This window comes from Kitasatospora phosalacinea (assembly GCF_000716545.1).
GTDB lineage: Bacteria > Actinomycetota > Actinomycetes > Streptomycetales > Streptomycetaceae > Kitasatospora > Kitasatospora phosalacinea.
Window position 1 is genome coordinate 23,662 of the sequence record NZ_JNWZ01000074.1, and the last position, 11,102, is coordinate 34,763.

10 protein-coding genes are annotated in these 11,102 nt (G+C 74.0%); 4 read left to right on the top strand and 6 right to left on the bottom strand.

Going from position 1 to position 11,102, the window contains the following annotated elements; genetic code table 11:
- Positions 1-288: 288 nt before the first annotated feature.
- Positions 289-4,572 (bottom strand): ricin-type beta-trefoil lectin domain protein, encoded by a 4,284-nt coding sequence (locus OO48_RS28655; protein ID WP_245194845.1) that lies wholly within the window; start codon positions 4,570-4,572, stop codon positions 289-291.
- A gap of 347 nt (positions 4,573-4,919) precedes the next feature.
- Positions 4,920-5,270 carry an ArsR/SmtB family transcription factor gene (locus OO48_RS28660; protein ID WP_033221465.1) on the bottom strand — a complete coding sequence of 117 codons (351 nt, stop codon included), beginning with the start codon at positions 5,268-5,270 and terminating at the stop codon, positions 4,920-4,922.
- Positions 5,271-5,373: 103 nt separating this feature from the next.
- On the opposite strand from OO48_RS28660, the gene OO48_RS28665 reads away from it, so the two are divergent.
- Positions 5,374-6,375: a quinone oxidoreductase family protein gene (locus OO48_RS28665; protein WP_033221467.1), complete on the top strand. Its 1,002-nt coding sequence runs from the start codon at positions 5,374-5,376 to the stop codon at positions 6,373-6,375.
- Here the strand turns inward: OO48_RS28665 and OO48_RS28670 are convergent.
- The gene (locus OO48_RS28670) at positions 6,363-6,755 is read right to left on the bottom strand and encodes a winged helix-turn-helix transcriptional regulator (protein ID WP_033221468.1); all 393 of its coding nucleotides are present in this window, start codon (positions 6,753-6,755) and stop codon (positions 6,363-6,365) included. The genes OO48_RS28665 and OO48_RS28670 overlap by 13 nt on opposite strands.
- Before the next feature lie 77 nt (positions 6,756-6,832).
- On the opposite strand from OO48_RS28670, the gene OO48_RS28675 reads away from it, so the two are divergent.
- Entirely contained in the window at positions 6,833-7,753 is a 921-nt protein-coding gene (locus OO48_RS28675) for an NADP-dependent oxidoreductase (protein ID WP_051733023.1), read from the top strand.
- Positions 7,754-7,992: 239 nt separating this feature from the next.
- On the opposite strand, the gene OO48_RS28680 is transcribed toward OO48_RS28675, so the two are convergent.
- The 3 genes from OO48_RS28680 to OO48_RS28690 form a co-directional block, all read right to left on the bottom strand.
- Positions 7,993-8,670, bottom strand: a complete 678-nt coding sequence (locus OO48_RS28680; protein ID WP_033221471.1) for a PH domain-containing protein — start codon at positions 8,668-8,670, stop codon at positions 7,993-7,995.
- A gap of 99 nt (positions 8,671-8,769) precedes the next feature.
- Complete coding sequence (locus tag OO48_RS28685; RefSeq protein WP_033221473.1) at positions 8,770-9,513, bottom strand: ABC transporter permease; 744 nt, start codon at positions 9,511-9,513, stop codon at positions 8,770-8,772.
- Positions 9,510-10,259: an ABC transporter ATP-binding protein gene (locus tag OO48_RS28690; RefSeq protein WP_033221479.1), complete on the bottom strand. Its 750-nt coding sequence runs from the start codon at positions 10,257-10,259 to the stop codon at positions 9,510-9,512. The genes OO48_RS28685 and OO48_RS28690 overlap by 4 nt, the downstream gene beginning before the upstream one ends.
- Before the next feature lie 137 nt (positions 10,260-10,396).
- On the opposite strand from OO48_RS28690, the gene OO48_RS28695 reads away from it, so the two are divergent.
- A complete protein-coding gene (locus OO48_RS28695; RefSeq protein WP_033221481.1) occupies positions 10,397-10,903 on the top strand; it encodes a SigE family RNA polymerase sigma factor in 507 nt (168 codons plus the stop codon).
- Positions 10,890-11,102: hypothetical protein (locus OO48_RS28700; RefSeq protein WP_033221482.1), on the top strand; the 213-nt coding region annotated here is incomplete at its 3' end. The genes OO48_RS28695 and OO48_RS28700, both read left to right, overlap by 14 nt.

Here is an 11,102-nt window from a genome sequence, read left to right on the forward strand (position 1 = left end):
CGCCCCGTCAGGAGACAGGGCGCCCTGGAGCATGCGCAGTGGTCAACACGGAAATCTAGGGACGGGTGACCGGTCGACACCAGTGCGCGACGGCCGAATTCACCATCCCGTTATAAAGTTCGCCATCGAATCCAACCGCTTTCGGAGATACCGGACACGGAAATTAAGAAAGTGCACCTGAAACCGCCCCGGTGGAATTGGCCCGGTGATTTCCGGGTCGATTTCCGAGGCGGTGGAACCGGTCGGGGGAGCCGGTGGCGCCCCCGACCGGGCCGGTCGGGCGGTGGGTCAGACGGCCGCCCCCATGCTCCAGCGCTGCGGGTAGGTCCGGTTGCAGTCCCAGATCTGCAGCTGCGTCCCGTTGGCGATGTTGCCGTTCGGGATGTCCAGGCAGCGGCCGGACATCGGGTTGTAGAGCGAGCCGTCGGCACGGTAGAGCCACTGTTGGGCGGGGTTCCCGTCGCAGGTCCACAGCTGGATCTTGGTGCCGTTGCCGGTGGCCGCGCCGGTGACGTCGAGGCAGCGGCTGAGCACCTTGACGGTGCCGTTCGGCTGCGAGGTGGCCTGCTGGGCGGTGCTGGGGTTGCAGTCCCAGATCTGGATCGCGGTGCCGTTGGCGTCCACGATGTTGTTGGCGTCCAGGCACTTGTTGCTGCCGACACCGGTCGGCAGGTCGGCCATGATCCGGTTGGCGGTGATGCTCGGGTCGGTCGGGACGTCCAGCACCTCGACGTCGCTGACGCTGCCGTCGAACGCGGCGGAGAGCGCGCCCGCCTCCTGGGAGTTGCCGATCACCAGCGGCCCGCTGTAGCCGAACTTGCCGGCGTGGTAGCTGCTGCCGGCGAGCACCCCGTTGACGTAAAGCGACATGCCGCCGGTGACGGCGTTGTAGCTGGCGGTCAGGCGGTCCCAGCGGCCGGCCTGGTAGGCGGCGGCGCTGGTGCTGCTGTCCGCCGTCTGGTGGTAGTTCCAGCCTGCCTGGTCGGCGGTGGCCATGCCGAAGCGCCAGGTGCCGTCCTTGTCGGGCCAGAGGATGAACCCGCTGGAGGTGGCGCCCTTGGTCGACAGGACCGAACCGCTCACGCCGGCCGGCTTGGCCCAGACGCTGACGGTGAAGGACTTCGAGGTGTCGACTTTGACCTGCTGGGTCTGGCCTGCCCCGGAGGAGATCACCGAGGTGGCACCGGCCGAACCGAGGCCGCCGCCGAAGTGCGCGACGGTGGTGCTCTTGCCGTTGACCGTGTCGGTCGGGAAGGTGACCCCGCTGCCGACCGTCATCGGGTTCTTGCCGTACACGTCGGTGACGGCGGAGTTGTCGAGCTTGATCCGGTTGACGACCTTGCGGGTGTCGCCCTGGTCGCCCGGGGCGGCGGCGAAGCCGGTGACCACGGTGGAGCCGGCGGCGGCGGTGCCGGGCCACACCTTGAGGTGGTTGACGGCGTCGAGGGCCCAGAGGTCGGGCAGGCCGTCCTTGGTGGCGTCGCCGCTGGAGCCGATCTTCGGATAGGCGGCGACGGTGAACTTCTGGGTGCCGACCGTCCGGGCCTTGGTGGTCGGGTCGGCCAGGTTGGCGAAGTCCAGGAAGCCGCCGGCGTTGAGCGTGATGTCGTAGGCCCGGATGGTGCCGTCGGTCTTGTCCCGGGTCCACAGGGTGGGCTGGTTGGTGCCGGAGGCCCTGCCGGGGTTGATCAGCTCGTAGTTGTTCCAGTTGGCGGAGGAGACCTTGATCGCGGCCGCGCCGAGCTGGTTGGTGGGGTCGGTGCGGTAGAGCCACAGGTTGCCGCCCTCGACCGTGAGGACCGAGGTCTGCTTGGAGGCGGTCAGGGCGTCGTCGGCGTTGACCTTGGCGTTCGGCGAGCCGAGCGCCACCACTTGGGTCAGGCCGCTCCAGTTGGTGTTCCAGCCGGCGGGCGCCTGGCTGAGCGCGTTGCCGGCGGTGTCGAGCCAGGTGGTCGGCTTGTCCAGCGCCACTGGGGGCTGGAAGGTGCCGTCGCCGTTGTTCTGGTACAGGTACAGGTTGGAGGCCAGGGACGTGCCGCCGGTGGTCGCGTTGGTCCACACGATGGCGTCGTCGACGGCGTAGGGGGACGAGCGCAGCGCCCCGAGGTGGGTGGTGCGGACGGTCGTGGTGGCGTCGTTCTTCCAGGTGGTGCCGCCGGGCGCGAGGCCGAGCGGGGCGCCCTGGATCGCGGTCGCGTCGCTGTCCAGGCCGACGACCTGCAGGTTGCCCCGGTCATCGGGGAGCAGGACGTCGCCGCGGCCGTCCTTGTTCAGGTCACCGGGGACGCCGCTGGTGCCGGTGGCCGGGTCCCAGGGGGCGTAGAAGGTGTAGGGCAGGGGCTGGCTGTAGTTGCCGGCCACGTCCATCGCCTGCACGAACAGCGTGTTGGTGCCCCACTGGGGAGGGGCGAACGGGAAGGTGCCGGAGGCGCCCTTCACCACGCCCTCCTTGTTGGGCGTGCCGGCCGCGTCGCAGGACCAGCCGGTGACCGGGGTCGGGTCGGTGGTCCAGCGGATGCAGGCCACGCCCGAGGCGTTCAGGCCGGACGCGGGCGCCGGGTCCTGGGCCGTGAGGGTGAAGGTGCCGGCCTGCCCGGCCTTCTTGGTCGGGACGGCGCCGATCGTGCCGCTGGCCGGGAAGTCGGTGGAGGAGAGGGACACCCGCGGCGGGGTCTTGTCGACCCGGAAGTAGCACCAGGGGGTCGAGCCGGAGGTCAGCTGACCGTCCGCGGCACTCGCCGTCCAGCCGTACTGGTGGCCGTCGACCAGGTTGCCCAGCGACACGGGGGCGTCGCCGGTGCTACTGGGCCAGGCGCTCCAGTTGCCGTCGTTGTCGTCCCAGGCGTGGTAGTTGACCGTCACGGGGGCGCCGATCGGCGACCAGGTGCTGGCGTTCAGGTAGACGTACTGGTTGGCGCCGACCCAGCCGGGCGCGTACCAGGCGTAGCCGCCGCCGGGAGTCTGGCAGTCGTTGGCCTGCGTCCCGAAGGTCGGGTCGTTGACGAAGCCGGGCCGCGGCGAGGTGCGCGGGTACCAGATGGTCGGCGCGACGTCGTAGTACGTGGTGATGTGCGGGTCGGCGCCGAGGTGGTGCCGCAGCAGCTTGTCGTACTCGTTGTCGGCGGAGAAGCCGATCGTCCAGTTCTGGTACTGGCCGTTGGCCAGCGTCTGCATCCAGTCCTTGACGTTGTAGGCCATCTGCCCGGTGCCGGTGATCTCGGCGTCGGCGACCCAGGTGCAGCCGGCCATCTTGCTGCCGGTGCCGCAGGGCTGGTTGTTCCAGGTGGTGGTGCCCTGGAAGGCGGGCACGCCGTAGAGGTTGAACTTCGACGTGGTGGACGAGGAGGCGTCGACGACGTCGACGAACAGGGTCGCCCGGTTGACGGTCGCGGTGCCGCGGCTGCCGTTCCCGAACAGCTCGCTGGGCACGGACAGCTGGTAGTACGCGCGGTAGCGCCCGTAGCCGGTGCAGTCGCTGTAGCCGCAGTAGCCGACGCCCAGGGCGCTGAGCGTGTTGACGTTGGCGGTGTCCGGGTGGTTCTCCTGGACCTGCGCGTTGACCTGCCGCTTGCCGTCGACGCTGGTCTCGGGGTCCAGGTACCAGGGGCCGGTGCCCTTGCCGAAGGTGGCCGGGTCCGGGGTGAGGACCAGCTCGGCGTCCCCCGCCGAGACGCCGATGGCGGAGACCGCGGCACCCGCGCCGGGCCGCTCGGCGGTGGAGGCGTCGGCCGCGGCCTGCGCGTCGGTGGCGGCGGGCGCGGCGAACAGCGACTTCGCCTGCGCCCCGGCCGTCTTCACCAGCGGGGCCGGTGCGGGGGCGGTGGTGGAGTCCCACTGGAACGGCGTGGGCGCGTGGAAGCGCACCCGGCCCTCGGCGTCCCGGTACGAGACGTTGCCCGCCGCGTCCGCGTCGACCTTCAGGCCGCTGGTGCTCAACGGGAAGCGCAGGGACTTCAGCCGCGGGTCGGCGGCGGCCGCCGCTGTCCTGACCACGAGCACGTCGCGCCAGCCGCCGTCCGGGCGGGCCGTCACCCGCAGGTCCACGTCGGGCAGCACGGAGGCGTAGGTGGCGGTCGCCCCGTCCAGGGTCGGCGCGGGCAGCGGGAACGGCGCGGTGATCGCCATCGAGGTGCCGTCGGCGGTGGTGATCTTCGCCAGCGGGCCGCTGCCGCCGCCGGAGAGCACCAGGTCGGAGCCGGTCAGGGCGGGGGTGACGGTGCCGTCCGGGTTGCTGCGCAGGGTCGGGTCGAGCTTCTGCCAGGTGCCGTTGCGCTTGGTCCGGACGTCCTGCGCGTGGGTCTCGGAGTACACCGTCCGCCCGTCGGTGTCGGCGAAGACCTCGGTGGTCTCGTCCGTCATCGCGTCGATCCGGACCGGCTTCCCGGTCTCCGCCGCCCGCTGGAGGGCCGACCGGGCCGCCTTGGTCTGCTCGGACTCGGCCGGCGGCTGCGCCTCCTGGACCCCGGTGGTGGGGGTCGGGGCGGGCGTCGGGTCCGCGGCCCAGGCACCCGGGGAGGAGAGGGCGGTGAGGACGAGCGCCGTGGCGGCCGCCACCGTCGCCCGACCGAGCACGCTCTTCCCGTCGGACCGATTTCCCCGTCTACGGCGTCTCGGTGGGGTTATGTCGGACATGGCGTGCGCGGTCTCCCTCCCTGCTGCCCGCCCCGGTCGGACAGGCATTCGGTCGGGAACGATGCATCCTCTGTGGAGAAAAGGTCAAGGCCTTTGGCGCATTGCCCTGGAATGTCTAGAACTTCGCCAACTCCCTTTTGGGCCAGTGCAGGTGACTTCAAGTCGGCGAGAAATTGGCATTCCGTCAACTCGCGATTTCGGCCGCTGGCGGGCGAATCGGTGCGAGCCCCCCGAAACTCCCCGCCGCGGCGGACGGGCCCGCACCACACGGTGGACGGAGGACCAAGTCAGCCCACGGACCCCTCCTGGCCGCCGCCGCGGTACGCCGCCACCACGACGGTCAGCAGCCCCGGGAAGCGCTCCTCCAGGTCGGCCGCGCGCAGCGTGGTCAGCCGGCGGTTGGCCTCCTCGCGGTGGCGGATCAGGCCCGCCTCGCGCAGCACCTTGAAGTGGTGGCTGAGGGTGGAGGGCGCGACGTCCACCGGGAAGGTGCCGCAGGCGCGTTCGGGCTCCGCGCTGAGGGTCTGCACGATGGTCATCCGGGTCGGGTCGGAGAGCGCGTGCAGGACGTCCAGCAGGTCGATGTCGGCGGTGTCGGGGTACTGGGGCGCCTCGCGGCGGCGGCTGGTACGGGGCACGGGGCGCCTCCTCCTGCGATGTTCGACAGATATCGAAGTTGCGTGGTACTAATTTCGACGTTCGTAGAACATCGTATCTCGAAACACCCCGAGGGGGACCACCATGCGCGCACTCGTCATGACCGAAGCAGGCGGCGCCGAACACAGCCACGTCCTCGACCTCGAACCGCCGCGGCCCGGCCCCGGCCAGGTCGCGATCGACGTCGCCTACGCCGGGCTCAACTTCGTCGACGTGATGGCCCGCCGCGGCGACGGCGCCTACGCCGCCGACTGGCCGCACCACCCCGGCAAGGAGGTCGCCGGCACCGTCCGCGCCCTCGGCGAGGGCGTCACCGGGCCCGCCGTCGGCACCCCCGTGGTCGCCGCCACCCGGGCCGGCGGACTCGCCCAGATCGCGATCGCCGAGGCGGCCCTCACCGTCCCCGTCCCCGACGGCGTCCCGCTGCACGTCGCCGCCACCACCCCGCTCGGCCTCGCCACCACCCTGCTGCTGCTCACCGACGCCGGACGCTTCGCCCCCGGCGAGAGCGTCCTCGTCCACTCGGCGAGCGGTGGTGTCGGCACCGCCGTCGCCCGCCTGCTCCCCCTCCTCGGCGGCGGCCGCCTGCTCGGCACCGTCGGACGCCCCGAGAAGGCGGCGGCCGCCCGGCGCCACGGCTACGACGCGGTGCACGCCCGCGGCACCGACCCCGCCGACCTCGCCGCCCGCCTGCGCGCGGACAACGACGGACGCGGCATCGACCTCGTCCTCGACCCGCTGGGCACCGCCGCCCTCGACCTCGACCTCGACCTGCTCGCCCCCGGCGGCCGCATCGTCCTGTTCGGCAACGCGGGCGGCGGCACCCCGGACCCCTTGCCGCCCTTCCCCCGCCTGCTCGGCGCCAACGTCACCCTCACCGGCTTCAGCCACAGCAGCCTGCTCACCCACGCCCCCGCCAAGGTCGCCGACGCGATCCGCCGCGCCCTCGACCTGCTCGCCACCGGGGCCCTCGACACCCCGGTGACCGTCCTGCCCGACCTGGCCGCCGTCCCCGCCGCCCACGACCTGCTCGCCACCGGCCACGCCGAGGGCAAGTACGTGGTCGCGCCGGGTCAGCCGTCGTAGGCCCGCCGCGCGGCGTGCACCTCCTCGATGTGGGTCTCGGCCCAGTCCTTGGCCGCGGCGACCACCGGGAGCAGCGACCGGCCGAGCCCGGTGAGCGCGTAGTCGACCCGGACCGGCACCGCCGGGGTGACGGTCCGGGCCACCAGGCCGTCGCGCTCCAGGGAGCGCAGCGTCCGGGTGAGCATCTTCTGGCTCACCCCGGCCACGGTCCGGCTCACCTCGCTGTAGCGCAGCGGCCCGCCCGCCAGCGCGTTCAGGACCAGGCTGACCCACTTGTCACTGATCCGGTCCAGCAGTTCCCGGGCCGGGCACTGGGCCAGGTAGGCGTCGTAGCGGGCGCGTTCCTGCTCGCGGCGCTGGGCGGCGGTGAGGGTCGGCACGGGGCACTCTCCGGTGGGTTGCGCACTTCCAGGTACCTACTTCCCGATGGAGAGTAGCGCCGCCTAGCGTGGCTGTCATGAGAGCAGTGATCCTCCGTTCCTTCGGCGGCCCCGAAGTCCTGGAAGTCGCCGACGTCCCGGTGCCCGTCCCGGGGCCCGGCCAGGTGCGCGTGCGGGTGACCGCCGCCGCCGTCAACCCCGTCGACCTGCAGACCCGCTCGGGCGCGCTGACCGCCGCCGGCCTGCTGCCCGCCCGTCCGGTCACCGGCCTCGGCTGGGACGTCTCCGGCACCGTCGACGCGCTCGGCCCCGGCGTCACCGGCTTCCGGCGCGGCGAGCCCGTCATCGGCCTGTCCGACCGGCTGGGCCTGTCGCTCAAGGCGCAGGCCGAACAGGTCGTCCTCGACGCGGACGCGCTGGCCCCGCTCCCCGAGGGCCTCGACCCCGTCGCCTCGGCCGGGCTGCCGCTCGGCGCCCTCACCGCCGCCCAGGCCCTCGACCTCGCGGCCCTGCGCCCCGGCTCGACCCTCCTGGTCACCGGCGCGGCCGGGTCGGTGGGCGGCTTCGCCGTCCAACTCGCGGTCCGGGCCGGGCTGCGGGTGGTCGCCGCGGCGGGCGACGCCGACGGGGCGCTGGTGCGCGGGCTGGGCGCCGAGACCTTCGTGCCGCGCTCGGCGGACCTGGCCGCGGCCGTCCGCGAGGCCGTCCCCTCCGGGGTGGACGCCGCCCTCGACGCCGCCTCGCTCGGCCCCGTCGCCCTCGACGCGGTCCGCGGCGGCGGCACCCTGGTCGCCGTCCTCGGCACCGGCCCGGCCCCGCTGCGCGGCACCCGCGTCACCCGGGTCTGGATCCGCGCCGACGGCCCCCGCCTCGCCGCCCTCGCCACCGCCGGCCTCACCCCCCGCACGGCCGGGACGCTCCCGCTCGACCGGGTCGCCGAGGCCCACCGCCGCCTGGAGTCCGGCCCCCTGCGCGGCCGGCTGCTCCTGCTCCCCTGAGGCCGGCTCGGCCCGAGCGGGCCCGAGCGGGCCCGCTCGGGCCCGCTCCCGGTGACGACGACCCGCCGCGCGCCGCCGACCGGGCCTGGTTCCGGCGGCAGGGCGGCGGTCACCGCCTCGGCGCCCCCTGAACGTGTCGTGGAACGTGTCGTCGTTCCCCCGGCTCCTGAAGGTCCCCTCCCGCAGTCTCCCGCAGGCCCCCCGCAGTCCCCTCCCCGCAGTCCCCCTCAGTCCGCCCCTCAGGTCGCCACGATCACCGCGACCAGCGCGACCAGCCCCGCCAGGGTCGGCGCGATGATCCACCAGCACCAGGCCGTCGTGACCTCGCCGGCCGCCGAGGGCTTGTGCGCGTTGCGTTCGGCCTGGTCCTGGAGCGCGTTGACCACCGCGTCGGACCAGGCGCGGGTGGGGTCCAGCTCGTCCGGGCGGGGGGTGCGGGGGGCCCGGCCGGGGCGGGCGGGGCCGCGCAGCGCGGGGTCGCCCTCGGCGGTGGCGCGGGCCGCCCGGCGGGTGGCCTTCTTGCGCTGGCGGATCGAGACCGGGATCGCCCAGACCTGGAACTTGCGTCCGTCGGCGAAGAGTTCGACCGAGTACCCGGCCTTGAGCCCTTCGACCTTGGACCAGGGCGCGACGACCGTCCGCAGCGGGTTGCGCACGACCAGCCTCCGGTCGTTGGCGCGCACCACGGGCCGCAGGGTGTAGGCGATCACCGGGAAGACGAAGACCGGCGCGGCGGCGAGGGCGACCCACGGGGTGGCGCCGCTGCCGGTCACGACGGCGTCGACGATCAGCCAGGCGGCGACGGCGAGCATCATGGCGCCGGCGATGACGCTGGGGACCGAGCGGTAGACGCGGTCGGCGTACACGGGCTCGTCGGCGGCGGAGCCCTGGTGGGGCGTCCGGTCGGATTCGGTCATGCCGTCGATTCTGCCCCAGTGTCCGGGCCGTCCCCAATGGCGACCCGGGCACGGGACGGTCACGAATGACCGGGTCCGCCCGCCCGGCGGGCCGGGCGGTCAGTCGGTGCGCCGCCGCAGTGTCACGGCGCCGAGGGCGAGGGCGAGCAGGGCGCTTCCGGCCACCACGGCGAGGTCGGCGAGGACGCGTCCGCTCACCCCGCTCTCCCTGGTGATCCGGCCCATCGCGTCGACGGCGTACGAGAGCGGCAGCACGTCGGAGAGCCGGTGCAGCGCGGGCGCCATGTCGGCGCGGTCCACGAACAGCCCGCAGAGCAGGAGTTGGGGCAGCAGGACGGCGGGCAGGAACTGGACGGCCTGGAACTCGGTGGCGGCGAACGCGGAGACCAGCAGGCCCAGCGCCATCCCGAGCAGCCCGTCGGCAACCGCGACGGCGAACAGCATCCAGGCCGGCCCGGCGACGTCGAGGCCGAGCACGCCGATGGCGAGCGCGGAGGCGAGGGCGGCCTGGAGCAGCGCGACGGCGCCGAAGGCGAGCGCGTAGCCGAGCAGCAGGTCGAGCTTGCCGAGCGGCATGGTGAGCAGGCGTTCCAGGGTGCCGCCGGTGCGTTCGCGGAGCATCGCGACCGAGGTGACCAGGAACATCACCAGCAGCGGGAAGACGCCGAGCAGTTCGGGGCCGATCCGGTCGAAGGTGCCGGGCTGTGCGTCGTACATGTAGCGCAGCAGCACCAGCAGCAGGCAGGGCACGAACAGCAGCATGGCCACCGTCCGGGGGTCGTGCCGCAGTTGGGACAGCACCCGGGCGGCGGTGGCCAGGGTGCGGCGGGCGGCGGCGTTCATCGGGCGGCCTCCGGCGCGGTGCGGACGAGGGTGAGGAAGGCGGTCTCGACGTCGGGCGCGCCGGTGGCGGCGAGCAGCGCGGCGGGGGTGTCGTGGGCGAGCAGCCGGCCCTCGCGCATCAGCAGCAGGCGGTCGCAGCGGGTGGCCTCGTCCATGACGTGGCTGGAGACCAGCAGGGTGGCGCCGCCCGCGGCGAGCTCCCGGAACAGCCGCCACAGCTCCTGCCGCAGCACGGGGTCGAGGCCGACGGTGGGCTCGTCCAGGACGAGCAGTTCGGGGCGGCCGAGCAGCGCGGCGGCGAGCGAGACCCTGGCCCGCTGGCCGCCGGAGAGCCGGGCGGCGGGGGTGCGCCGGTGGGCGTCCAGGCCGACCTGGGCGATCACCCGGTCGGGGTCGCCGGGCGGGGCGCCCAGCACGGCGGCGAAGTAGTCGAGGTTCTCGCCGACCGTCAGGTCCCCGTACACGGAGGGGGCCTGGGTGACGTAGCCGACCCGGTCGCGCAGCGCGGCGGCCCCGGCCGGGAGCCCGAGCACGGTGACGGTGCCGGCCGCGGTCCGCTGCACCCCGACGACGCTGCGCAGCAGGGTGGTCTTGCCGCACCCGCTGGGCCCGAGCAGCCCGGTGACGGTGCCCCGCTCCACGGTGAGGTCGAGCCCGGGCAGCACGACGGTGCCGCCGCGCCGCACCACCAGCCCTTCGGCACTGATCGCGGGGCCGTCGGCCGGCCCCGCCGAAGAATTCATCATGTGATGAGTTTCCTGCCGCGCACCGGTCCCGTCAAGGCGTCCGGCCGCGGCGGGCGTGAGCTGCGTCACCCGTGTCAACCGGACGGGGCCCGCGGCTCGTAGCGGAGGTAAGTACCCGAGACACGAGGAGCCGACCGTTGACCGAGGAGGAGTTCACCGAGTTCTACCGCCACTCGGTCCACCGGCTCACCGGCCAGCTGTACGTGGTCACCGGAGACCTGCACGAGGCCCAGGACGTCGTCCAGGAGGCGTTCGTCCGGGCCTGGGGCCACCGCCGCAGCCTGGACCGCGACCGCGCCCCGGAAGCCTGGGTCCGCACCGTCGCCGGCCGGCTCGCGGTCAGCCGCTGGCGCCGCGCCCGCACCGCCGCCCGGGCCTGGCGCCGGCACGGCGACCGGGCCGAGGTGGACGGGCCGGACCCGGCCCCGGTCGACCTGGCACTCGCGCTGCGGCGCCTGTCCGAGCGCCAGCGGCTGTGCGCCGCCCTGTTCTACGTCTGCGACCTGCCGCTCGCGCAGATCGCCGAGGAGACCGGGATGGCCCCGGGCACCGTCAAGGCCCACCTGTCCCGGGCCCGGGCCGTCCTCGCCCAGCACCTGGACCACCCCTCCGAGCCCCGGGAGCACGCCGATGACCTCCACTGACGACCGGATCGCCGCCCTCCTCCGCGAGGCCGCGGGCGCGGCGGCCCGCTCCGCCACCGCCCCGCCACCCGCCCGGGTCGCCACCCGCGGCCGCCGGCGCCGCCACCTGCGCCTGGCCGCCGCCACCGCCACCGCCACCGGCTGCCTGGCCCTCGCTTTCGCCCTCGGCGCCGCCCTCACCCCCGGCCCGACCCCCGCC

Excerpts from the sequence above, each read along its gene's own strand:
- OO48_RS28665 (WP_033221467.1), top strand. The coding sequence starts at position 5,374 with ATGCGCGCACTCGTCATGACCGAAGCAGGCGGCGCCGAACACAGCCAC.
- OO48_RS28675 (WP_051733023.1), top strand. The coding sequence starts at position 6,833 with ATGAGAGCAGTGATCCTCCGTTCCTTCGGCGGCCCCGAAGTCCTGGAA.
- OO48_RS28680 (WP_033221471.1), bottom strand. The coding sequence starts at position 8,670 with ATGACCGAATCCGACCGGACGCCCCACCAGGGCTCCGCCGCCGACGAG.
- OO48_RS28685 (WP_033221473.1), bottom strand. The coding sequence starts at position 9,513 with ATGAACGCCGCCGCCCGCCGCACCCTGGCCACCGCCGCCCGGGTGCTG.
- OO48_RS28690 (WP_033221479.1), bottom strand. The coding sequence starts at position 10,259 with ATGATGAATTCTTCGGCGGGGCCGGCCGACGGCCCCGCGATCAGTGCC.